At 68.8% G+C, this 21,889-nt stretch carries 23 protein-coding genes; 6 read left to right on the top strand and 17 right to left on the bottom strand.

Features of this window, described 5'->3' with window-relative positions; all coding sequences use genetic code 11:
• Positions 1-33: 33 nt before the first annotated feature.
• Entirely contained in the window at positions 34-318 is a 285-nt protein-coding gene (locus ACFFC4_RS07105) for a type II toxin-antitoxin system Phd/YefM family antitoxin (RefSeq protein ID WP_375499206.1), read from the top strand.
• Entirely contained in the window at positions 315-575 is a 261-nt protein-coding gene (locus tag ACFFC4_RS07100) for a type II toxin-antitoxin system RelE/ParE family toxin (protein WP_375499204.1), read from the top strand. Before ACFFC4_RS07105 ends, ACFFC4_RS07100 begins: the two co-directional genes overlap by 4 nt.
• Before the next feature lie 47 nt (positions 576-622).
• On the opposite strand, the gene ACFFC4_RS07095 is transcribed toward ACFFC4_RS07100, so the two are convergent.
• The 17 genes from ACFFC4_RS07095 to ACFFC4_RS07015 all read right to left on the bottom strand — a co-directional run bounded on the left by ACFFC4_RS07095 (position 623) and on the right by ACFFC4_RS07015 (position 18,280).
• Positions 623-2,167 (bottom strand): class I adenylate-forming enzyme family protein, encoded by a 1,545-nt coding sequence (locus ACFFC4_RS07095; protein WP_375499202.1) that lies wholly within the window; start codon positions 2,165-2,167, stop codon positions 623-625.
• Between the two features lie 2 nt (positions 2,168-2,169).
• Positions 2,170-3,138 (bottom strand): phosphotriesterase, encoded by a 969-nt coding sequence (locus ACFFC4_RS07090; RefSeq protein WP_375499200.1) that lies wholly within the window; start codon positions 3,136-3,138, stop codon positions 2,170-2,172.
• A 41-nt stretch (positions 3,139-3,179) separates the two neighbouring features.
• The gene (locus ACFFC4_RS07085; protein ID WP_375499198.1) at positions 3,180-4,199 is read right to left on the bottom strand and encodes an LLM class flavin-dependent oxidoreductase; all 1,020 of its coding nucleotides are present in this window, start codon (positions 4,197-4,199) and stop codon (positions 3,180-3,182) included.
• Between the two features lies 1 nt (position 4,200).
• Positions 4,201-4,920: a 2-phosphosulfolactate phosphatase gene (locus ACFFC4_RS07080; RefSeq protein ID WP_375499196.1), complete on the bottom strand. Its 720-nt coding sequence runs from the start codon at positions 4,918-4,920 to the stop codon at positions 4,201-4,203.
• Positions 4,917-5,525, bottom strand: a complete 609-nt coding sequence (locus ACFFC4_RS07075) for a hypothetical protein (protein WP_375499194.1) — start codon at positions 5,523-5,525, stop codon at positions 4,917-4,919. Before ACFFC4_RS07075 ends, ACFFC4_RS07080 begins: the two co-directional genes overlap by 4 nt.
• Positions 5,498-5,971, bottom strand: a complete 474-nt coding sequence (locus ACFFC4_RS07070) for an adenosine deaminase (RefSeq protein ID WP_375499192.1) — start codon at positions 5,969-5,971, stop codon at positions 5,498-5,500. The genes ACFFC4_RS07075 and ACFFC4_RS07070 overlap by 28 nt, the downstream gene beginning before the upstream one ends.
• Positions 5,972-6,004: 33 nt before the next feature.
• A complete protein-coding gene (locus tag ACFFC4_RS07065; RefSeq protein WP_375499190.1) occupies positions 6,005-6,259 on the bottom strand; it encodes a hypothetical protein in 255 nt (84 codons plus the stop codon).
• Positions 6,256-8,466 carry an NADP-dependent isocitrate dehydrogenase gene (locus tag ACFFC4_RS07060; RefSeq protein WP_375499188.1) on the bottom strand — a complete coding sequence of 737 codons (2,211 nt, stop codon included), beginning with the start codon at positions 8,464-8,466 and terminating at the stop codon, positions 6,256-6,258. The genes ACFFC4_RS07065 and ACFFC4_RS07060 overlap by 4 nt, the downstream gene beginning before the upstream one ends.
• Before the next feature lie 43 nt (positions 8,467-8,509).
• Positions 8,510-10,069, bottom strand: coding sequence for an acyl-CoA synthetase (locus ACFFC4_RS07055; RefSeq protein WP_375499186.1), 1,560 nt, complete (start codon positions 10,067-10,069; stop codon positions 8,510-8,512).
• Positions 10,070-10,114: 45 nt separating this feature from the next.
• Positions 10,115-10,591 (bottom strand): DUF2867 domain-containing protein, encoded by a 477-nt coding sequence (locus tag ACFFC4_RS07050; RefSeq protein WP_375499184.1) that lies wholly within the window; start codon positions 10,589-10,591, stop codon positions 10,115-10,117.
• Between the two features lie 13 nt (positions 10,592-10,604).
• On the bottom strand, positions 10,605-12,011 hold the full coding sequence (locus ACFFC4_RS07045) for a DUF222 domain-containing protein (protein ID WP_375499182.1): 1,407 nt from the start codon (positions 12,009-12,011) through the stop codon (positions 10,605-10,607).
• Between the two features lie 92 nt (positions 12,012-12,103).
• Complete coding sequence (locus ACFFC4_RS07040) at positions 12,104-12,301, bottom strand: hypothetical protein (protein ID WP_375499180.1); 198 nt, start codon at positions 12,299-12,301, stop codon at positions 12,104-12,106.
• A gap of 351 nt (positions 12,302-12,652) precedes the next feature.
• Positions 12,653-13,333 carry a uridine kinase gene (locus ACFFC4_RS07035; RefSeq protein WP_375499178.1) on the bottom strand — a complete coding sequence of 227 codons (681 nt, stop codon included), beginning with the start codon at positions 13,331-13,333 and terminating at the stop codon, positions 12,653-12,655.
• A 9-nt stretch (positions 13,334-13,342) separates the two neighbouring features.
• A complete protein-coding gene (locus tag ACFFC4_RS07030; RefSeq protein ID WP_375499176.1) occupies positions 13,343-14,233 on the bottom strand; it encodes a DUF6159 family protein in 891 nt (296 codons plus the stop codon).
• Between the two features lie 74 nt (positions 14,234-14,307).
• Positions 14,308-14,739, bottom strand: coding sequence for a heme-binding protein (locus ACFFC4_RS07025; protein WP_375499174.1), 432 nt, complete (start codon positions 14,737-14,739; stop codon positions 14,308-14,310).
• Positions 14,739-16,916: a malate synthase G gene (locus ACFFC4_RS07020; protein ID WP_375499172.1), complete on the bottom strand. Its 2,178-nt coding sequence runs from the start codon at positions 16,914-16,916 to the stop codon at positions 14,739-14,741. Before ACFFC4_RS07020 ends, ACFFC4_RS07025 begins: the two co-directional genes overlap by 1 nt.
• On the bottom strand, positions 16,913-18,280 hold the full coding sequence (locus tag ACFFC4_RS07015; RefSeq protein WP_375499170.1) for an FAD-binding oxidoreductase: 1,368 nt from the start codon (positions 18,278-18,280) through the stop codon (positions 16,913-16,915). Before ACFFC4_RS07015 ends, ACFFC4_RS07020 begins: the two co-directional genes overlap by 4 nt.
• Before the next feature lie 53 nt (positions 18,281-18,333).
• Between ACFFC4_RS07015 and ACFFC4_RS07010 the strand changes: the two genes are divergently transcribed.
• From ACFFC4_RS07010 to ACFFC4_RS06995, 4 genes are all read left to right on the top strand, one after another.
• The gene (locus tag ACFFC4_RS07010; RefSeq protein WP_375499168.1) at positions 18,334-19,518 is read left to right on the top strand and encodes an MFS transporter; all 1,185 of its coding nucleotides are present in this window, start codon (positions 18,334-18,336) and stop codon (positions 19,516-19,518) included.
• 23 nt (positions 19,519-19,541) lie between these two features.
• Positions 19,542-20,363, top strand: coding sequence for an SDR family oxidoreductase (locus ACFFC4_RS07005; RefSeq protein ID WP_375499166.1), 822 nt, complete (start codon positions 19,542-19,544; stop codon positions 20,361-20,363).
• Positions 20,364-20,367: 4 nt separating this feature from the next.
• A complete protein-coding gene (locus tag ACFFC4_RS07000; protein ID WP_375499164.1) occupies positions 20,368-21,399 on the top strand; it encodes a glutathione S-transferase family protein in 1,032 nt (343 codons plus the stop codon).
• Positions 21,400-21,526: 127 nt separating this feature from the next.
• The gene (locus tag ACFFC4_RS06995; RefSeq protein WP_375499162.1) at positions 21,527-21,886 is read left to right on the top strand and encodes an STAS domain-containing protein; all 360 of its coding nucleotides are present in this window, start codon (positions 21,527-21,529) and stop codon (positions 21,884-21,886) included.
• Positions 21,887-21,889: the final 3 nt, after the last annotated feature.

Here is a 21,889-nt window from a genome sequence, read left to right as displayed (position 1 = left end):
CGATGAGCGTGCGATCTCTGCATTGCAGCTGACATGTACGACTCGGAAATTGAACTGTACGATTCGGTGATGGCGACGATGAACATGAGTGACGCGCGGGACCACTTGCCCGAGGTGATGGAGACCGCACGCACCGAGGCGGTATTCCTTGAGCGCCGAGGCCGTCTGGCTGGGGTGTTGGTGAGCCCTGAACGCTACGACCAGCTCATGACCGCTCTGGAGGACGCCGAGGACGTCGCCGCCTTCGATGAGGCAATGGCTGAGGAAGGGCCCAACATCCCTTGGGCCCAAGTCAAGGCGGATCTCGGCTGGGAGTGAGCGCGTATCGCATCGAGCTTCGCCCTGCCGCGGTGCGCGCACTGCGCAGACTCGACCCCCAAGTTCGGCGTCGCATTCAAGGCGCGATTGCGTTGCTTGGCCAGGATCCACGCCCGCCGGGTGCCCGTGCACTCCAAGGTCGCCCGGGGCTCCGCGTCCGGGTCGGCGATTACCGCATCATCTATACGGTGAAGGACGACGTGTTGTTGGTCGTCGTCGTACGTCTTGGACGTCGACGCGACGTCTACGAACAGTAGCGACCGGTGCTCTGCAGACTGCCTGGCTGCGCACCGACGCCAAGACGTCAGCGCAGCGGCGCGCCCCACGCCACGTCGGAGCGCAGCCGGGACTTGAGCAGCTTGCCGCCGGCGTTGCGGGGCAACGGCCCGGCCACGACGCTGACGAACTGCGGGATCTTGTAGTCGGCGAGCCGCGTGCGGCAGTGCGCGAGCACCGCCTCGACGTCCGGGTCGACACCGTCGAGCCCCACCAGCACCGCACCGACCTTCTCGCCCATCACCTCGTCAGGGACGGCGATGACGGCCGCGTCGGCCACCCCGGGCGCGGAGGCGAGCGTGTCCTCGACCTCTACGCTGGAGACGTTCTCGCCACCCCGGTTGATGATGTCCTTGGCCCGGTCGACGATGTGCACCCGACCGTCCTCGTCGACCCGCACGATGTCGCCGGTGTGCAGCCAGCCGTCCACGACGGTCGCCGCCGTCTCCTCGGGCCGCTGCCAGTAGGCGGTCATGACGTTGGGCCCGCGGGCGAGCAACTCGCCGGTCGTCCGGTCATCGCCGATCGGTGCGATCGCCAGATCGACGACGGGCATGGCGTAACCGACCGAGTCGGCGTGCGCGACTGCGTCGGCGTCGGGCAGCACCGTCATCAGCGACGCCGTCTCGGTCATGCCGTAGCCGTTCGAGACGCCGCTGTTCGGGAACGCCTTCTTGAGCTCGATCACCAGTGACGGCGCGATGGGCGCACCGCCATAGCCGACCCACCGCACGCCCGTGACGTCGGCGTCCGCGAAGCTGGGGTGGCGCATCAGCAGCGTGTAGACCGCGGGCACGGTGACCAGGAAGGTGACCCGTTCGCTGACCAACGCGTCGACGATCCCGGCAAGGTCGAGGGCGGGCATGATCACCGCCGCCCCGCCGACGTACAGCGCCACAATCAGCTGCGAGTTGCAGCCGGTGACGTGGAACAGCGGCACCGAGATCAGCGTGCGCAGCTCGGGCCCGACGTCGCCGGTCATGGCCAGTGAGGTCAGCATGTTGCGTGCGTTGCTGACGAACGCGCGATGCGTTGTCGGCACGCCCTTCGGTTTGCCCGTCGTTCCCGAGGTGTAGAAGAACGCGGCGACATCGTCGGGGCCGAGGTCGCCCACGGAGACCGGTTCACCGTCGGGCAGTGGGGTGCCGGGCGCGAGATCGACGAGGGCTCCGCAGTCGGCAAGTACGAACTCGACCTCGGGCGGCGCCAGGCGGGTGTTGACCGCCACCGCGATGCCGCCGGCCAGGACGGTGCCGAAGAACGCGAGCACCCAGTCGACGCCGGCCGGGTAGCGGATCGCCACCCGATCTCCGCGGCCGACGCCGTGCGCCCGCAGCCCGCCGGCCACCCGCTCGGCGGCGTCCCACAGCTGGCGATAGGTCACCCGCCGGCCACCCAACTCGACGACCGCCTCCGCGTCGGGCCGCGCATCGACATGAGTACGCAGCATCGCGACGAGCGAGCCGGGCACGTCCTCGAAGTAGGCGATGCCGTGAGCGTCACGAGCCACGCCCGTCAGGGGATAGGGGTAGGCGTCGGTGCGCGGGATGGGCACCACGAACTCGGCGGTCATCGTCAGGCCGACGTGGTCTCGAAGTAGCGGCGCGGGTTGTCGACGAGCATGGTCGTGAGCTGCTCGTCGGTGACGCCCGCGTCGCGCAGGGCGGGCAGCACGGTGTCGTGGATGAACGTGAAGTGCCAGTTCGGGGCAAATTCCGCGACCATGCCCGGCGGGAACCAGTCGATGTGACACGACGCGTCGTGAGCGAGCACGAGCTGGTTGGCGTACCCCTGCTCGACGAGGCTGGCGATGGTCTGCACCCGCTGATCGGTCGGCAGCAGGACGTCGAGCCCGAAGCGGTCCATGCCCAGATAGGCGCCGGAGTCCAGCAGTTGACGCAGATAGTCCAGGTCGGGGCTGTCGCCGCTGTGCCCGAGCACGACGCGTGACATGTCGACGCCCTGCTTGCTGAAGATCTCGAGGGCGACGAGGCCGGTGCGGTGCGGCGCGCTCGTGTGCACGGTGATCGGTACGCCGGTGCGCTTGTGGGTCTCGGCCACCGCGTTCATCACCCGCTCTACGCCGGGTGTCAGCTGGTCCTCGATGGCGCACTTGAGGAACGCAGCCTTGATCCCGGTGCCCGCGATGCCCTCGGTGATGTCGCCGAAGAACATGTCGACCATCGGCTCGTCGCCGCCGAACATGGTGTCCGGCCCGACGTAGTGGAAGAAGAACGGGACCGTGTCGTAGGTGTACAGACCGGTGGCCGGGACGATGTTGATGTCGACCTGCTCGTTGACCCGCGCCACCCGCTCGACGTCACGACCGAGCCCGACCACCGTGGGGTCGACGATGGTGTCGACGCCGCGGTCCTTCAGGGCCTGCAGCCGGGTGACGGCGTCGCCGACGCGGGCGTCCTCGTCCCACGTCTTCGGGTAGTTGCGCCGGATCTCTTCGCTCAGCACGAACACGTGCTCGTGCATGAGCGTCGTACCCAACGCGTCGGACGAGATCGGACCGCGGACTGTGTCGACGTTGACCATGATCCGACGCTAGCGATCGACGCGGGCTGTGACTAGTGCGCTCAGCGCCACCCGAGTGCCGGCGCCACGTGGGTCAGCAGCGCGTCCAGCTGGTGCGCGCAATAGTCGACGCCCAGTTGGTTGGGGACGGTGACGAGCAGCGTGTCGGCCGCGGCGATCGCCTCGTCCTGAGCTAGCTGCTCGATGAGCGCATCGGGCTCGCCGGCGTAGGTCTTGCCGAAGCGCGCCTTCCCGCCGTCGAGGATGCCGACCTGGTCCTGCGACCGTCCCTCGCGGCCGAAATAGGCGTAGTCGAGGTCGTCGACGATCGGGAAGATGCTGCGGCTGACGGACACGCGCGGCTCGCGGATGTGGCCGGCGTCGGCCCAGGCTTTGCGGAACCGCTCGATCTGCTCGGCCTGCAGCTCGTGGAACGGCACGCCGGTGTCCTCGCTGAGCAACGTCGAGCTCATCAGGTTCATGCCCTGCACAGCGGCCCACTCGGCCGTCGCCCGGGTGCCGGCGCCCCACCAGATGCGCTCGCGCAACCCCGCCGAGTACGGCTCGAGGCGCAGCAGGCCCGGCGGGTTGGCAAACATCGGTCGTGGGCTCGGCTCAGCGAAGCCCTCGCCGCGCAAGACGTCGAGCAGGACGGCGGTGTGCTCGCGCGCCATGTCGGCGTGGTCGCTGCCCTCGGCCGGGACGTAGCCGAAGTACCGGTAGCCGTCGATGACCTGCTCGGGTGATCCCCGGCTGATGCCGAGCTGCAGGCGCCCGCCCGAGATGAGGTCGGCCGAGCCGGCGTCCTCAGCCATGTAAAGCGGGTTCTCGTACCGCATGTCGATCACGCCGGTGCCGATCTCGACCCGGCTCGTCCGCGCGCCGACAGCGGCGAGCAACGGGAACGGGGACGCGAGCTGCTTGGCGAAGTGGTGCACGCGGAAGTACGCCCCGTCGACGCCGAGCAGCTCCGCGGCGACCGCCAGCTCGATGGACTGCAGCAGCACGTCGGAGGCCGAACGGGTCTGCGAGTGCTGCGTGTCCGACCAGTGCCCGAAGGACAGGAAACCGATGTTCTTCATGTCAGGTCGAACGCTGCGGCGGCCGCCCGTCTTCCGTCGGGACGTGTGGAGTCAGCAGCAGACCGTCCGAGACCACACGCGCTTCCATGGCGAAGGCGAACGCGTCGACCCGAACCGCAAGCTCGACATCGCGTGGGTCGACGTGGCTGCGGCCCAGGGCGAGCGTCACTGCCGCCTCGCGGCTGGTTGCGACAGCGCGAGCGGTGGCGTCGGCCTCGACGGGTGCGCCGACGCGTACTCGCTCGATCAGCTGCGCAGTAAGCAGGTCGTCCTCGCCGCGCTGGTCGGCGCTGCGGCGGCCGGTGATCACATAGGTCGGTTCGCCGAGGCCGGCGGCGGTGACGGCGTTCGCAGTGGCGGTGGCGCACACCAGGCTCGCGCACCAGCGGCGCTCGGCACCGGTCGCCGCCACCACACCCCGGGTGCCGGCCGACGTGCGCTGGACGAGTTCCCGACCTGCGAGGTCGGCCTGTGAGACCTCCCACGGCGAGTTGGCGAAGTCGAACCCGACGATCCGCCGGCCACCGTCCTCGCCCATCGCAAGCAGCTCCGGATGCGCAGCCTTCAGGGTGAGCGCCTGGTCCACCGAGTCGACCAGCCAGATGGCCGTCGCTCCCGCGGCGAACGAATACGCAGCGGTACTGAAGGCGCGCAAGACGTCGACGACCACCACCGCGCCACGGGCTTCGCCGGCCTCCCCGGCGTCGAGAAAACGGGTCACACCCGCACGGCGGCGAGGCCCACCGGAATGTCCTGACCGTCCCACGTGCCCGTTAGCCGAGCCCGGCCGGGCACCGCGTCGCCGAGCACCCGCTGGACCACGAACTCGCAACCGCCCGCGCGGATCAGCGTGCTCAGGTCCTCATCGATCACGGAGACGTCGTCGATCAGCGGCACCTCGCTGCGCTCGCCGTCCACCGTCACCCGGACCGACGGCTCCCGTCGCTCGGGGGTGCCGTCGACGTCGTACCAAAGCTCGGCCTGGGGTGCGCCGGTGAACAGCGCCACCGCCAGCGCGTTGACGTACGCCGGGTCCGTGCAGCCGTCGTAGACCCAGCGGTGGCCGAGCACGGAGTGTTCGGTGGTGCCGATCAACTCTGCGGACGGGTACTCCGCCCGGCGGTAGGTGACCGGGAGCTGGAACAACCCGTCCCCGGAGCGCACGATGTGCGTCTCGATGCCGACCTCGCCGGCCGGGTCGTCCCAGCGGAAGGCGCCGATCGCCTCGAGCGGACCGCCGTCGGTGAACCACGACCGCCCCGGGACGAACTGCTGCAACAGTTCGAGCTTGGACGGGGTCAGGGTTGCCTGGTGGAGGAGGGCCACGACTCGACCGTACCGAGATCGGTGAACGCGGCCCGCACCGACTGCTCGGCGACGGCCAGCAGCTGCTCCGGCGTGAGCCCCACCTCGTCGACGGCTGTCCGGTGCTCCTGCGACAGCGTCACGTTGCTGACCCGCGGGTCGTCGGTGTTGATCGTCACCGGCACGCCGGCGGCCAGCAGGGCGTGGATCTGGTGATCCCGCAGGCTCGGTGAGGCGCCGGTCTGGGTGTTGCTCGTCAAGGCGACGTCGAGGGTGATGCCGCGCTTGGCCAGGTGCTCGAGCAGGGCCGGATCTTCGACGGAGCGCACGCCGTGCCCGATGCGCTCGGCGCCGAGGTGCCGGACGGCGGCCCAGACGCTGGTGCAGTCCGGCGTCGCGCGCCGACGCGAAGGCGGGCGCGAACAGCTCGGCCGGAAAACCGGCCTCGTTGCCGGCCAGGTCGGCACCGCACAACCGCTCGCGCCGCGTCAGCATCGTCGCTACCTGCTCTCTCGCGGACTTTGGGCCGAGCGGGCCCAATCCTGTTCGGTGGTCTGAGCCGACTCTGCGACGTCGACCTTGGGCAGGTAGGGCAGCAACCCGGGCAGCGGCTCGTCGGCGACGAGCGCCGCGCGCGGGTCCGCCAGCGAGGCCAGTGGATGGCCGGTACGCCGAGCGATCTCGAGCACCGTGCTCGTGCGGATAGACCCCTCGAGGTGTCGGTGCAGGTCGATCAGCGGGAGCGCACCGTTCACAGCGCCGCGATTGCCTCGTTCAGGGTCTTCGACGGACGCATGACGGCCGACACCTTCTCGGCGTCGGGGCGGTAGTAACCCCCGATGTCGGCCGGCGAGCCCTGCACCGCGAGCAGCTCGTCGGTGATCGTCTGCTCGTTCTCGCGCAGCGCACCGGCCAGCTGGGCGAAGGCCTTGCCGAGCTCGGCGTCGCCGTCCTGCTTCGCCAGCTCCTCGGCCCAGTACAGCGCCAGGTAGAAGTGGCTGCCGCGGTTGTCGATCGTGCCCAGCTTGCGACCCGGCGACCGGTTCTCGTCCAGGAACGTCGCTGTGGCGCGGTCGAGGGTGTCGGCCAGGATCTGCGCGCGTGGGTTGTCGCTGGTCTGTGCCAGGTGCTCGAAGCTGACCGCCAGGGCCAGGAACTCACCTAGGCTGTCCCAGCGCAGGTAGTTCTCCTTGATCAGCTGCTGGACGTGCTTGGGCGCCGAGCCGCCGGCGCCCGTCTCGAACAGCCCGCCACCGTTGATGAGCGGGACGACCGAGAGCATCTTGGCCGACGTGCCGAGCTCGAGGATCGGGAACAGGTCGGTGAGGTAGTCGCGCAGCACGTTGCCGGTGACCGAGATGGTGTCCTCGCCCTTGCGGATGCGCTCGAGGGAGAACGCGATCGCCTCGTCCGGGGCCATGATCTCGATCTGCAACCCGTCGGTGTCGTGCTCACCCAAGTACTCGCGCACCTTGCCGATAAGGACGGCGTCGTGCGCGCGAGTCTCGTCCAGCCAGAAGATCGTCGGCGCGCCGGTGGCCCGCGCCCGGGTGACGGCCAGCTTGACCCAGTCGCGGATCGGGACGTCCTTCGTCTGGCACATGCGCCAGATGTCGCCCTCGGAGACAACGTGCTCGAGCACGACGTCGCCGGCGGCGTTCGTGACGCGCACGGTGCCCGTCGTCGGGATCTCGAAGGTCTTGTCGTGCGAGCCGTACTCCTCGGCCGCCTGGGCCATCAAACCGACGTTGGGCACCGAGCCCATGGTCGCGGGGTCGTAGGCGCCGTTCGTGCGGCAGTCGTCTATGGCGACCTGGTAGATACCGGCGTAGCTCGAGTCGGGGATGACGGCCAAGGTGTCGGCCTCGTCGCCGTCGGGGCCCCACATGTGTCCGGACGTGCGGATCATTGCCGGCATCGAGGCGTCGACGATGACGTCACTCGGCACGTGCAGGTTGGTGATGCCGCGATCGGAGTCGACCATGGCAAGCGCGGGCCCTTCGGCGATGCCCTTCTCGAAGGCGGCCTTGATCTCGGCGCCGTTCTCAACCTTCTCGAGGCCATTGAGGATTGCGCCGAGTCCGTCGTTCGGGCTCAACCCGGCGGCGGCCAACGCCTCGCCGTACTGAGCGAACACGTCCGGGAAGAAGGCCCGCACGACGTGGCCGAAGATGATCGGGTCAGACACCTTCATCATCGTGGCCTTGAGGTGCACCGAGAACAGGACGTCGTCGTCCTTTGCCCGCTGGATCTGGGCGGTGAGGAACTCGCGCAGCGGGCCCACGCGCATGGCGGTCGCGTCGACGACCTCGTCCTTCAGCACCGGCACCGACTCGCGCAGGACGGTGTTGCTGCCGTCGTCGCCGGCCAGGGTGATCGTCAACGTGTCGTCGGCCGGGAGGACGGCCGACTTCTCCGAGGAGCGGAAGTCATCGGCGGTCATGTGCGCGACGTTCGTCTTCGACTCGGGCGTCCAGGCACCCATGCGGTGTGGGTGCTTTCGGGCGTACTGCTTCACCGACGCCGGGGCGCGCCGGTCGGAGTTGCCCTCGCGCAGCACCGGGTTCACGGCGCTGCCCTTGGTCTTGTCGTAACGGGCGCGCGCGTCCTTCTGCTCGTCGGTCTTCGGGTCATCCGGATAGTCGGGCAGGTCGTAACCCTGCTCTTGCAGCTCCGTGATCGCTGCCTTCAGCTGCGGGATCGAGGCGCTGATGTTCGGCAGCTTGATGATGTTGGCCTCAGGCGTCTTGGCCAACTCGCCGAGCTCGGCGAGTGCATCGTCCTGGTGCTGCTCGTCGGTGAGGCGGTCGGGGAACTGCGCGATGATGCGCCCGGCCAGCGAGATGTCACGAGTCTCGACCTCGACGCCGGCCGTCGAGGCAAACGCCTCGATGATCGGCAGGAACGAGTAGGTGGCCAATAACGGCGCCTCGTCGGTGTGCGTGTAGATGATCTTGGCCATGTGGCGGCTGCTCCCCGATCGAGTGCGACAAACTTCCTTGACGTCAAGATACCTTGCGATTAGATATAGCGGTCCCGCAGCTGCCCTTCACGAGCTTGCCCGTCGGCGTGCGTGGCAGCTCGTCGACGAAGTCGAACGAGCTCGGCACCTTGTAATGCGCGATGCGCTCACGCAGGAAGGCCCGCAGCTCGTCGGCTAGGTCGGCGCCCGGCTCGACGCCCGCAGCAGGCTGGATGACGGCCTTGACCGCCTCCCCCATCTCGGGGTCGGGCACGCCGATGACCGCACCATCGAGCACTTTCGGGTGCAGTGCGAGCGCGTCCTCGATCTCCTGCGGGTAGACGTTCACCCCGCCCGAGATGATCATGAATGCCTTGCGGTCGGTGAGGAACAGGTACCCGTCGTCGTCGATGTAGCCGATGTCGCCGTTGGTGGCCCAGTTGTCGTGGCGGGGATGTCGGCTGCCGCGGGTCTTGTCCGGGTCGTTGTGGTACTCGAAGGTGGGTTCGTCGCGTTCGAAGTAGACGGTGCCGATCTTGCCCACCGGCAAGTTCGTTCCGTCGTCGTCGCAGACCTGCAGGATGCCGAGCGCGGACGGGCCCACCGAGCCCGGTTTCGCCAGCCACTGCGCCGAGTCGATGAGCGTGACTCCGATGGATTCCGTCGACGAGTAGTACTCCTCGAGGATCGGCCCCCACCAGTCGATCATCGCCCGCTTCACCTCGACGGGGCAGGGCGCGGCGGCGTGGATAGCGACCCGCAGGCTCGACAGGTCGTACCGCGCGCGGGTGGCGTCGTCGAGCTTGAGCATGCGCACGAACATGGTCGGCACCCATTGGCTGTGCGTGATCTTGTATTGCTCGATCGCGGTTAGCGCGGCCTCGGCGTCAAAATGATCCATCATCACGACGGTGCCGCCGAGCGCCTGCACCGCACCCCCGAACCGCAGCGGCGCTGCGTGATACACCGGCGCGGGCGAGAGGTACACGGTGTCGGTGTCAAAGCCGTACTTCGTCCCGAACACCGCGGCCACGGTGTCACCGGGTTCCTCGACCTGCCGGTCCGGCAGCGGTGGCTCGATGCCCTTGGGTCGGCCGGTAGTGCCCGAGGAGTACAGCATGTCGGTGCCGCGAGGCTGGCTCGGTAGCGGCTCGTCGGCGGCCCCGGCCAGCGCGTCCTCGTACGAGTCGTGACAGGCCAGGCTGTCCGCGTCTCCTGACGCGCCGAAAACGAGACGTTGCTCGACCTGCGGCGTGTGCTCGACGACAGCCGCGGCGAGCTCGCTGAGCCGGGCCGACACGATCAGCACCCGGGCGCCGCAGTCGTCGACGATGTAGCTGACCTCGGCCGGCGCGAGGTGCCGGTTGACCGCCGTGATGTACAGGCCGGAGCGCAGGGCGGCCCAGTAGATCTCGAACGCCGTCGTCTCGTTGCCGGTCAACATGGCGATGTGGTCGCCGCGACGCAGGCCGAGGTCGTAGAGGTGACGGGCCAACCGTCGCGACCGGTCATCGAGCTGGGCGAAGGTCAGCTGGTCATCCGAACCGGCGATCTGCACGGCCGGCTTGTCTGGGAACCGATCGACGTAGGCGCCCGGATACATGCGGCCTCCTACTAGCGGACATGACGACGGTCACGCTCACCCTAGTCATGCGAGGCGGGACGCTCGCTTCAGCAAGATCGGCATCGAGAGCTCATGGCCAGGGGCGATCGCCCGCCACAGCAGCCGTCCGACCTTGGTGTGCGTCCGGACGACGGTCACCCAAGTGATGGTGTCGCCGTCTCGGACGAAGTGGTGCTGGCACTCGAGTAACGGCGAGCCGGCCGAGATGGTGGCCTGCTGATCGGTGCTGGCGATGACGTACCAACCCAACACGGTGGTCGGGGATCGGCGCGGGCCAAGTCGAAGCCGAAGCCCCTTGGTCCAGCCGAGCACCAGCATCGCGCGCAACCAACCCGGTGCGCCCTCGAGGCAGCCGCGCGCCCACTGCTCCGGCGAGGCACCCGGCCCGCCGTCGAGCCGGACGGCCGTCGAGTAGTCGGCCTTGCGGGCCTCGGAGGTTTCGGCGACCTGCGCGGGCACGGCGACGCGGTGCGTACGGACGGTCGAGGTGGCAGGACTCATGCCCCCACGCTAATCATGCTGCTCGGCGCGGGTGGGTGGAGTGGTACACGAGGTCGACGACTCGAACCTGGGTGGCAAACACCACGCTCGTTCTACCTGGTGGGTCGGGCTGTTGGCTGCGGTAGTGCTGGCCGGTGGGGGTTTCGGTGATGATGGTGCCGTTGGTGGTGGCGCCGGCTCGCCAGCCGGGTGCTTGTTTGGCGTAGTTGCAGGCTTCGCACAGTCCCTGACCATTGCCGACGTCGGTGCGCCCGCCCTGACCGTGCGCTCGGATGTGGTCGGTGTGTCGGATCGGCGCTCCGCACCAGGGGGTGCGGCAGGTGCCGTGGTCGCGCAGGCGGATGAAGCGGCGTTCGTTGTCGGTGAACAGTCGGCTGGTGGATTCCATGGCGGCGAGTTGTCTGGTGCTGGGGTGCAGGAACAGGCGACGGATCCGGCGGCGGACGGTGTCGCCTTCGCAGCCGAGGGCCAGTTCGCGGGCCAGTCCGGCTGGGATGGGCCCGAACCCGACGAGCAGGCCTGGCTCGTCATCAGCGCCACCCTCGACGTCCTCTACATCGAGGTCGAGGTCTGCATCCGCATCGGCATCGAGGTCGTCGGTGTTGGTGGTGTCGGGGGTGAACAGGGTGGTGTCGGTCATGATGAGCTCGATCTCGACGGGTACGGCGGTGGCGGTGGTTTGTCCGGTGATGCGCTCGACGAGGGTGTCGGCCATGATCTGTCCGCGGCCGCGTTCGTCGCCGCCGGCGGTGGTGGTGGTGTCGGCGGCCTGGCACAAGGCTTGGTAGGTGGCGACGCCTTGGGCGACGGGTAGCAGGGCGGTGAGCCGGGCCATGGCGTCGGGTACGGGTCGCATGTTGACCCGGCGGTCCTTGTCCGCACCGCGGACGCGGGCGAGGAATCCTTGCGGGTCCAGGCGGTAGCCGGCTTTGCGGGTTTCGGCTTCGACCCGCCGGTCGCTCCATGCTTCGAGCTGCGGGGCGAGTTCGGCGTCCACCGTCTCGCGGTCCTGGCGGGAGAGCCAGATCGTTTCGCGTGCGATGAGGGTGGCGCGCCATTCGGTGATCCGCCCGGCTTGCAGCGCGGCGAAGGTGTGCGGTAGTTCGGTGGGCAGGATCGTGGCCCAGCCCAGGTAGCGCTGCGCGGCCCAGGGAGAGATCCGCCGAGCCAACCCGATCTGGGCGGCGATGCCGCGGCCCTGCTGCTTGACGGGCACCCCGACGATGGCCTGCTGCGCCCGCTGGGACACCTCGAAATCCCGCGCCTCGACCACCTGAGCCGCGGCCGCGGCCGCCTTGAGTTCCTCGAACAGTCGGACCCGATCGATACGGTCGGCATCATCGACCGCCGGGCTTAGCGAACCGAGGGCAGCGACTAGGGCACACACCGCATCGGTGTCCGTCGATGAACCCGTCGCCATCTGTCCATCGTCGAACATATAAGCTAATAAGTCAACGGATGGGCATTGATCGTCGTGTCTCGGGCCAGTGCTGACAAGAGCTGCGCGGTCGTTTACCGGGTTGCGAACGCACCTGCCCACGGCGGGCCAGGATGCGCGATCGCGGCCCGCGAGGGCACTGGCGTGATGCCCTGGGCGGCGAGCCGGTCGGCGATGCTGAACGGGCCGTTGGAGTCACCGTCGTTGGCGAGTTCCCTCCGGGCGCGCACGACCGCGTCCTCGACCTCACCCGGCGTCGCGTTCACGATCACGTTCGGTCGCCGGGATCGATCTTTCAGCCCTCCCAGACCCTCATGATCGAACGCTTCTTCCACTTGTAATAGCTCTGCCGGGAGATGCCCTGCGCCAGCGCAACCGCCATCCGAACGTCCATCGCAACTAACGTTCCGGCTAATGAGCAGCAGCCCACAGCACCTCAGGTGTCAGCGATGTCCCGAGACGTAAACCTGCCAGCGAAGTCCTGAGACTCGACAGCCTAGGAGGGCAACTTGTCGTGTGTCCGGACAGTGCTGACACGGGTCACGAACGTGCTTCAACCTGCCAACTACACGACGCAAGACGTCAGGCGATGGAAACGCGGAGGCGGACGCTCCCAGCCGTCGTCACCGAACACATTCGAGACCTCCTACGGCGTGGGGTCTGTCGATGTCGTCAAGATCAATGACGACGCCGGCGCGCTCGGCCGGGAGCTCTTCGCGGACGTAGATGTCGTACGCCGCCATGTACCGGTCTTCGTAGGCGTTGCGGGCGCCGTCGATCCCGCCGAACGCCGCGGCGTCGCGTGCGGCGCCGCGAGCGACAGCGACGTCTCGACGCACCTGCAGGTAGATGACCTCGTCCCAGTGATCTCGCAGCAATCCGCGCTGCAGGAAGGTGCAGTCGAAGACGACGATCGCGTCCTCAGGTGCAACGGCAACGAGCTTTTCCTCGACCCGGTCGGTGGCGAGGTCGTGGACCTTGGGCGCATAGATACGCGTGCCGTCCGGCCCCAACGGAAGGAGCACGCGCTCCACCAGCGCGTCGAAGTCGTAGGCGTCCTCGTAGTACCCACGCGCCGAGTCGCGGCCCTGCCGGTAACGGACGTCCCGTGGATGGTGGAAGCCGTCGGAGTCGATGTGCACCGCGGGGCGTCCACGCCTGGTGATGGCCGCCACCAGCTCACCGGCCAGCGTCGACTTGCCCGACCCGCACGGACCGTCGACGCCCACCCGCACCGGATGGCCGACCTCGACCGCAGCCAGCTGGGCCGCCAGCTCGGACACGAGCTCGGTTCGACGGGTCATGCCTACCGGCTACCTACGGAACCGGCGTCGTTTGGGCACGAACGTGCCGGCGAAGAAGGCCGTCGGGATGCCGGGCACCGGTTGCTGGGTGGCGTAGCGGTAGATGAGCGCGCGGGCATAGGTGGTGATCGCGCCGATCACCGAGAGCAGCGCGACGAAGCTGCCAAAGCCGAGGACGATCAAGACGATGCCAAGCGGCAGGGAGCCGGCCTCGGCAACGGCAGCTCCGACGATGCCGACGACCAGCAACGGGATCGAGACCAGCGTCGCACCGATGCCGACGCGCAGGGTTGTGCGCAGGCTCGTCCCCCACGTCTGCCGGATCAGCTCGCTCGACCGTTTGACCGATTCGATCGGCCCGGTGCGCTCGGCAATGAGGACGGGAACGGCAAGGAAGGTGGCGATTGCCCACGTAATGCCACCAAGGAACCCCAAGAGCTTGCCGACGATGCCCAAACGCTGTTCCACGGCTCGGATCACCGCACCGACGGTCGACGTCACCACCGCCCAGGCCAGGATCTGGCCCTTGCGGTCCCACGCAGCGGACAGCACGCCGCCGAGGGTTGGGCGCCGTCCCGCGGCGCGCTCGAACGCACCGATGACGAGTGCGGACTGGAAGAAGATGCTGATCACCGACAGCGCGAACCCGGCGAACGCCGCTCCGACGTAGACACCGGCGCGGCGGTGACCCACCACGGCGTCACCGAGCAGGTAGCCCGGAACGAAGAACGCCGCCGCCGCGAGCAGCCCGGTCACGGTCGAGATGGCGGGCAACCACAGCAGCTGACGGTCCTCGCGGAGCAGGCGCCAACTGGCGGACACCACCTGCTTGCCGGTCGGGTTGGACGTCGCCGGCGGCTCGGGTGGGCCGTAGCGATAGGGATCGACGCCGTCGGTCATGGAGCCTCCTGTGCGCGGATGACCATGAGATCGCGTCCGGATGGCAGCGTCAACGATGCCCGGTCGGCCTCTTCTCAGCCGGTGACGGCAGTGAACCCCGACGCCTCAACGCCCGCGACGGCAGCGGATTCATCGTTGTCGGAGCTGTCGCCCGTGACCCCGACCGCGCCGATCGTGACACCGGCGGCGTCGCGCACCAGCACCCCGCCAGGCACCGGCACAAGCGCGCCGCCGATGGCCGACGTCGCGGCGGCGATGAAGTATGGCTGCTGCTCCGCCCGCTGCATCAACGCACGCGAGCCCACCCCCATGGCCAGGGCGCCATGCGCCTTACCGAAAGCGATCTGGAACCGCATGTTCGCCGCTCCGTCCTCCCGCTCGAACGCGGTGACGTGTCCACCGGCGTCGAGCACGACGACGGACAGCGGTTGGAAGCCCCGCTCCCGGCCGTAGGCCTGCGCAGCGGCAATGATCACGCGCGCGTTGTCCAGGCTCAGTTGGGGCATCAGCGGGCCTCGACGCTTCTCGACTTCCGGACCTGACGATGCCGATGCAGCAGCGGTTCGGTGTAACCGGCGGGCTGCACGAGACCTTCGACGATCAGGTCGCGGGCAGCGTGGAAAGCCTCGCCGTCGAAGCTCGGCGCCATGGGCTCGTAGTGCGGGTCGTCGCCGTTCTGCTCGTCGACGATCGCGGCCATCTTGCGCAGGGCCGCATCGACGCGGTCGAGGGTGACGACGTCGTGGTGCAACCAGTTCGCGATGTGCTGCGAGGAGATGCGGCAGGTCGCGCGGTCCTCCATCAGCTCGACGCCGGAGAGGTCGGGCACCTTCGAGCAACCCACGCCCTGATCCACCCAGCGCACGACGTAGCCGAGGATCCCCTGCGCGTTGTTCTGGACCTCGGCGTCGATGTCGTCCTCGCTCCAGGGGCGATCGGGCTCGATGGGGATCGTCAGCAGGTCGGCGGGCTGCGCTCGGGAGCCGCCGGCTGCGAGTTCGGACTGCCGCTGCGCGACGTCGACCTCGTGGTAGTGCGTGGCGTGCAGGGTCGCCGCAGTCGGCGAGGGAACCCACGCGCACGAGGCACCGGCGCGCGGATGGCCGCCCTTCTCGGTCAGCATCTGCTGCATGCGGTCAGGCGCGGCCCACATGCCCTTGCCGATCTGCGCCCGTCCCTGCAGGCCGCAGGCCAGCCCGACGTCGACGTTGTTGTCCTCGTAGGCGGTGATCCACGGTTGCGCCTTCATGTCGGCCTTGCGGACCATCGGCCCGGCCTGCATCGACGTGTGGATCTCGTCGCCGGTGCGGTCGAGGAAGCCGGTGTTGATGAAGGCCACCCTTGATCGCGCGGCGCGGATGCACTCGGCAAGGTTCACCGTCGTCCGGCGCTCCTCGTCCATGATGCCGATCTTGACGGTGTTCGGCGGGAGCTCGAACACCTCCTCGACCACGGTGAAGATCGCGTCGGCGAAGGCGACCTCGTCAGGCCCGTGCATCTTCGGTTTCACGATGTACACCGAACCGGCCGGCGAATTGACGCGACGCCCGGACGGCCCGACGTCGACCAGCGCGGCGAGCACGGTGATCACCGCGTCGAGCAATCCTTCGGGTATCTCGTGCCCGTCGGCGTCGCGAACCGCGGGCGTCGTCATCAGGTGCCCGACGTTGCGGGCGAGGAGCAGAGCGTGCGGACGGACGGCGCGTTCGGAGCCTTCGGGCGTGCCGATCGTTCGCTCCGGGTTCAACCGTCGGGTGAAGCTCTGGCCGCCCTTGCTGACCTCCTCAGCCAGCTCCCCAGTCATCAGCCCCAGCCAGTTGCGGTAGCAGGTGACCTTGTCCTCGGCGTCGACTGCAGCAACCGAGTCCTCGAAGTCGACGATCGTGGTGACCGCGGACTCGATGACGACGTCGGAGACGCCGGCGATGTCGGTCCGGCCCACCGGGGTGTCGGAGTCGAACACGATCTCGACACCGAGGCCGTGGTGGGTCAGCAGCACGCTCGAGGGATCGTCGGCGGGCCCGGTCCAGCCGGTGAACGCCGACGGGTCGACGAGCGCGGACCACGCACCCTCGACGGCTACAGCCAGCGCACCGTCGAATACCGCATACCGGTCGGCGTTGGCGTGCGAGCCGTTCGCCAGTGGGACGGCGCGGTCGAGGAACGCCCGCGTCCAGGCGACGACCTCCGCGCCGCGAGCGTCGTCGTACGGACCGGCCGGGGGCGTCGAACCCAGCGCATCGGTGCCGTACAGCGCGTCGTAGAGCGAACCCCACCGCGCGTTCGCGGCGTTGAGCGCATAGCGCGCGTTCGAAGCCGGCACGACGAGCTGCGGCCCGGCCAGCGTCGCGATCTCGTCGTCCACATTCAGCGTGTCGATGGTGAACGGCTCGCCCGCAGGAACGAGGTAGCCGAGTTCGGTGAGCAGGGCTCGGTACTCGTCAGGGTCGATCGGTTGCCCGACCCGCTCGCGGTGCCATTCGTCGAGGACGTCCTGCAGGCGGGTGCGCTCGGCCAACAGCTCACGGTTGCGCGGTCCCAGCTCGGCCACTACCCGCGCAAGCCCGGCCCACACGACGTCGGGATCGACTTTCGCCGCCGGCACAGCCTCGTGTTCGACGAAGTCGACCAGCCGGATATCGACGGCCAGGCCGGAACGCTCGACGTACTCAGGCCCACTCATATGAGGATCGCTCCTGGGTTGAGGATGTTGTCGGGGTCGAGCGCCTGCTTGATGCGCCGGGTGACGTCCAGGACGTCGGCGCCGACCTGGCCTTCGAGCCACGGCTGCTTCATCCGCCCGACGCCGTGCTCGCCGGTGATCGTCCCGCCCAGGGCGATCGCGAGATCCATGATTTCGCCGAACGCGAGTTGCGCGCGCTGCTCCATCTCCGGCTGCGACGGGTCGAACACGATCAACGGGTGGGTGTTGCCGTCGCCGGCGTGCGCGATCAACGCAATGGTGAGCTCGCGCGCCGCGGCGATCTGCTCGATGCCAGCGACGAGATCGGGCAGCCGCGGCAGCGGCACGCCGACGTCCTCGAGCAGCAGCCGGCCGTGCTTCTCGACGGCCGGGATGGCGCCGCGGCGTGCGGCGACGAACAGCTCACCCTCGGCCTCGTCTGCGGTCGAGTAGATCTCCGTGGCCTGGTGCCGTTCGCACGCCGCAGTGATGATCTCGAGCTCGCGCGCGTCACCGCTGTCGGTGCGCGCGATGAGCAGTGCGGCGGCGGTCCGGTCGAGGCCCATGTGCAGCTCGTCCTCGACGGCGTTGATCGTCGCGCGGTCCATGTACTCGAGCATCGACGGACGGATCTGCGCGGTGATGTCGAGGATCGCAGCAGTGGCGTCCTCGGTGGTGGCGAACCAGGTGGCCAGCGTGTGCGCCGGCGGCGCCGGCGGCATGAGCCGCAGCGTCACCTCTGTGATGATTCCGAGGGTTCCCTCGCTGCCCACGAACAGCTTGTGCAGCGCCAATCCCGCAACGTCTTTCACGCGCGGGCCGCCGAAGCGCACCGCCCGGCCGTCGCTGAGTACGACCTGCATGCCGAGCACGTAGTCGGTGGTGACGCCGTACTTAACGCAGCACAAGCCACCGGCATTCGTCGCGATGTTGCCGCCGATCGAGCAGATCTCGTACGACGACGGGTCGGGTGGGTACCAGAGCCCGTGCGCAGCAGCGGCCGCCTTCACCTCGGCGTTGAGCAAGCCCGGTTGGACGACGGCCACCCGGGTCGTCGGGTCGATGCTGATCGCGCGCATCCGTTCGGTGCAGATCACGATGCCGTGCGCCAAGGCGGTCGCGCCGCCCGACAGCCCGGTTCCGGCCCCCCGCGGCACCACCGGTACGCGGTGCTCGGCCGCCCAGCGCATCGCGACCTGGACGTGCTCGGTGCTCTCGGCCCGTACCGCGGCCATCGGCCGCTCGGCTGCCGGGTCCAGCGCGCGGTCCCAGCGGTACTTGTCCAACCCGTCGGTGTCGGTGAGCACGACGCCGGCCGGCAGGGCATCGACCAGGTCCTGGACCGAGATGTCAACGTCGAGCATTGGCTGACCCTAACGCCAGACGTTGGGGAGACCCTGCGGTTTAGGGTCGAGCTGTGGTGGCGGGGCAGGTCGACGTGGACGAGCGCGCCGGGCGCCGCGCACAGTCCGCCGTCATCACGGTGTTCTTCGTGCACGGCCTGCTGTTCGCGTCCTGGGCCGCGCACATCCCGCACATCAAAGCCAGCCTCGGGCTCGATGACGGCAGCCTGGGTATCGCGCTGCTCGGTACGCCTATCGGCTCGGTGTCGGCCATCGCCATCGCAGCCCGGCTGGTGCCCCGGTTGGGCAGCCGGCGGGTCGTCCAGATCAGCCTCGTCGGGTACTGCCTGTCCGGTCCGCTGATCGGGCTGAGCGGTTCGGTGGTCGGGCTGATGCTCGCGCTGTTCGTCTGGGGGTTGTTCCAGGGCATCCTCGACGTCTCGATGAATACCCAGGCCATCGCGGTCGAGGGGGCCCGCCGCCGGCCCCTGATGAACGGCATCCACGCCTACTGGAGCGTCGGGGCTTTCGCCGGCGCGGGGGCAGGCACGCTCGGTGTCGCGGTGGGTGTCGAGCTGTCGCTACAGCTGCTCGTGCTCGGCATCCCGGTCATGATCGTCGCCGGGCTGCTCACAGCTCGCATGCTGTCCGATCGCATCGACGCGGCGCCCGCCGGCACCGTGAATCTCAGCGAACCCATCCGGCGCTTCTCGCGCGGCATGCTCGCCCTGGGCGGCATTGCGTTCGCATCGATGCTCTGCGAGGGGGCGGCGGCGGACTGGTCGTCGGTGTATCTACGCGACTCGCTCGGGGGCAGCGCGGCGGCGGCGGGACTCGGTTACACCGCCTTCGCGCTTGCCATGTTCGTGGTGCGCGTCGGCGGCGATCGCTTGGTGGCCGCCCTCCCCGTCCATCGTCTGCTGCCGCTGCTGGCAGCGGTCGCCGCGCTGGTGTTCCTCGCTGCCCTGCTCATCGGCCAGGTGGCCGTCGGCATCGCCGGGTTCTTCGTGCTCGGTCTCGGGCTGGGTGCGGTCGTCCCGTCGGCGTTCAGCGCCGCCGGTCGATTACCCGGCGTGCATCCGGGGGTCGGCGTGGCCGGGGTGTCCGGCCTCGGGTGGGCCGGCTTCGTCTGCGGGCCGCCGGTCATCGGCCAGGTCGCGAGCCTGACGTCGCTGCCCGTCGCCCTGGGCCTGGTGCCCTTATTGGTCGCCGGGGTGGCCGTCGGCTGCGCGCGAGTGGTGGCTCTGCGCCAGGGGTAACCGTCGCGGGGTATCAAGGTCGTATGACAAAGACCTGGTTCATCACCGGCGCATCCCGCGGCTTCGGCCGCGAATGGTCGATCGCGGCCCTCGAACGCGGTGACTCGGTTGCGGCCACCGCTCGCGACACGTGCACCCTCGACGACCTCGCGGCGAAGTACGGCGACCGCCTCCTGCCCATCCAGCTCGACGTGACCGACCGCGCGGCCGACTTTGCCGCCGTGCAGCAGGCCCACGAGCACTTCGGCCGACTCGACGTGATCGTCAACAACGCCGGCTACGGCCAGTTCGGCATGATCGAGGAGATCAGCGAGGACGAGGCCCGCGCCCAGATCGAGACCAACGTGTTCGGTGCCCTCTGGGTCACGCAAGCCGCATTGCCGTTCCTGCGCGCACAGGGTTCGGGGCACATCCTGCAGGTCTCGTCCATCGGCGGCATCAGCGCCTTCCAGAACGTCGGCATGTACCACGCGTCGAAGTGGGCGCTGGAGGGCTTCAGCCAGGCTCTAGCCCTCGAGGTCGCCGACTTCGGCATCAAGGTCACCCTCATCGAGCCGGGCGGCTTCTCCACCGACTGGGGCGGCTCGTCGGCCAAGCACGCCACAGACCTGCCTGCCTACGACGGCGTCCGTGCGGCGGCGACCACGGCCCGCGCGAGTCGGATGTCCGCACCCGGCAACCCCAACGCCAGCGCCGCTGCGGTGCTCAAGATCGTCGACGCCGACGAGCCGCCGCTGCGCGTCTTCTTCGGGGAGGCGCCGCTCGCGATCGCCACAAAGGACTACGAGTCGCGGCTGGCCGAATGGAACGCCTGGCGGCACGTCTCGCTCTTGGCGCAGGGCTGAGCAGGTGGCGGCAGACACTGAGGACACCACGTCGGCCGGCACGTTCGAACGCGACCAGAATTACCTGACGACCCGCATCACCGCGGACGGCCGCGACGGCTACCCGGTGCAGGCCGGCCGCTACCGGCTCGTCGTGGCCCGGGCGTGCCCGTGGGCGAACCGCGCGACGATCGTGCGTCGTCTGCTCGGGCTCGAATCGGCGATCTCGCAAGGCATCTGCGGGCCGACGCACGATGACCGCAGCTGGACGTTCGACCTCGACCCGGGTGGTCTCGACCCGGTGTTGAAGATCGAACGGCTGCAGCAGGCGTTCTTCGCCCGTGACCCCGACTACCCGCGCGGGATCACCGTGCCGGCGTTCGTGGACGTGCCCACCGGTGCGGTCGTCACCAACGACTACGCGCAGATGACCATCGACATGTCGCTGGAGTGGACGGCCTTCCATCGCGACGGCGCACCCGAGCTGTACCCCGACGCGCTGCGCGACGAGATCAACGAGGTCGCGGAAATGGTGTTCACCGACGTCAACAACGGCGTCTACCGCTGCGGCTTCGCCACCGCGCAGGACGCGTACGAGCAGGCGTACGCCGACCTGTTCGCTCGACTGGACTGGCTCGAGGACCGGTTGACGGACCGCCGATACCTCGTCGGTGACACGATCACCGAGGCTGACGTCCGCCTGTTCACGACGCTCGCCCGCTTCGACGCCGTTTACCACGGGCACTTCAAGGCCAACCGGCAAAAGCTCGTCGAGTTCCCCGCGTTGTGGGCCTATGCCCGCGACCTGTTCCAGACGCCCGGGTTCGGCGACACCACCGACTTCGTGCAGATCAAGCAGCACTACTACGGCGTGCACAAGAATCTGAACCCGTCCGGCATCGTGCCGGCTGGGCCGGACACGGCGGGCTGGCTCGTGCCGCACGGACGGGAATCGCTGAGCGGCAGGCCGTTCGGCGACGGCACGCCACCGGGCCCGGTGGCCGCTGCCGAGACGGTCCTGGCCGGCCACGGTGCCCACTTGGCGAGCAACGGGTAAGCGCACGGATTTTGTCTGGCCGGATCACGTCGTCGCGTCGCTTTGTGGCATAGCATCAGCGTTGCGGTTAGGCAGTTAGCCGTGCTCCGGACCGTTGTCCCGAGCACCTGCTGCTTGAGGGCTGCCGATGACCTCCAATCCGGACCTTTCCGACCGGCTCGTACGCCTACATCCCACCGCCGACGGTGTCGTGGTAGCCGTCGTCACCGGCGAACTCGACTTGTTCGTCTCGCCCGCAGTGCGCCGGCGGCTTGTCGAAGCCTCTGGCCCGCAGGTCGATCTGCTGCTCGTCGATCTCGACGAGGTGGCCCTGTTGTCGGGCGCGGGCATCGGCATGCTCCTCGACGTCCTGCGGCTCGCCGGCGACCGTGGCACCACGGTCCGCTTAGTCTCGACGTCGCGGGTGGTGCTCCGTCCGCTGGCGATCACCGGCGACGGCGCCCACCTCCCGCTGTTCCCGTCGCAGGCCGCCGCGTTGGGCGCCTGATCG

The sequence above is a fragment of the uncultured Jatrophihabitans sp. genome (genome assembly GCF_964244045.1).
Taxonomy (GTDB): Bacteria; Actinomycetota; Actinomycetes; order Mycobacteriales; family Jatrophihabitantaceae; genus Jatrophihabitans.
This window is presented reverse-complemented; position numbering and strand designations above follow the sequence as displayed.

Excerpts from the sequence above, each read along its gene's own strand:
- ACFFC4_RS07105 (WP_375499206.1), top strand. The coding sequence starts at position 34 with ATGTACGACTCGGAAATTGAACTGTACGATTCGGTGATGGCGACGATG.
- ACFFC4_RS07095 (WP_375499202.1), bottom strand. The coding sequence starts at position 2,167 with ATGACCGCCGAGTTCGTGGTGCCCATCCCGCGCACCGACGCCTACCCC.
- ACFFC4_RS07090 (WP_375499200.1), bottom strand. The coding sequence starts at position 3,138 with ATGGTCAACGTCGACACAGTCCGCGGTCCGATCTCGTCCGACGCGTTG.
- ACFFC4_RS07085 (WP_375499198.1), bottom strand. The coding sequence starts at position 4,199 with ATGAAGAACATCGGTTTCCTGTCCTTCGGGCACTGGTCGGACACGCAG.
- ACFFC4_RS07060 (WP_375499188.1), bottom strand. The coding sequence starts at position 8,466 with ATGGCCAAGATCATCTACACGCACACCGACGAGGCGCCGTTATTGGCC.
- ACFFC4_RS07055 (WP_375499186.1), bottom strand. The coding sequence starts at position 10,069 with ATGTATCCGGGCGCCTACGTCGATCGGTTCCCAGACAAGCCGGCCGTG.
- ACFFC4_RS07050 (WP_375499184.1), bottom strand. The coding sequence starts at position 10,591 with ATGAGTCCTGCCACCTCGACCGTCCGTACGCACCGCGTCGCCGTGCCC.
- ACFFC4_RS07045 (WP_375499182.1), bottom strand. The coding sequence starts at position 12,011 with ATGGCGACGGGTTCATCGACGGACACCGATGCGGTGTGTGCCCTAGTC.
- ACFFC4_RS07035 (WP_375499178.1), bottom strand. The coding sequence starts at position 13,333 with ATGACCCGTCGAACCGAGCTCGTGTCCGAGCTGGCGGCCCAGCTGGCT.
- ACFFC4_RS07030 (WP_375499176.1), bottom strand. The coding sequence starts at position 14,233 with ATGACCGACGGCGTCGATCCCTATCGCTACGGCCCACCCGAGCCGCCG.
- ACFFC4_RS07025 (WP_375499174.1), bottom strand. The coding sequence starts at position 14,739 with ATGCCCCAACTGAGCCTGGACAACGCGCGCGTGATCATTGCCGCTGCG.
- ACFFC4_RS07020 (WP_375499172.1), bottom strand. The coding sequence starts at position 16,916 with ATGAGTGGGCCTGAGTACGTCGAGCGTTCCGGCCTGGCCGTCGATATC.
- ACFFC4_RS07015 (WP_375499170.1), bottom strand. The coding sequence starts at position 18,280 with ATGCTCGACGTTGACATCTCGGTCCAGGACCTGGTCGATGCCCTGCCG.
- ACFFC4_RS07005 (WP_375499166.1), top strand. The coding sequence starts at position 19,542 with ATGACAAAGACCTGGTTCATCACCGGCGCATCCCGCGGCTTCGGCCGC.
- ACFFC4_RS06995 (WP_375499162.1), top strand. The coding sequence starts at position 21,527 with ATGACCTCCAATCCGGACCTTTCCGACCGGCTCGTACGCCTACATCCC.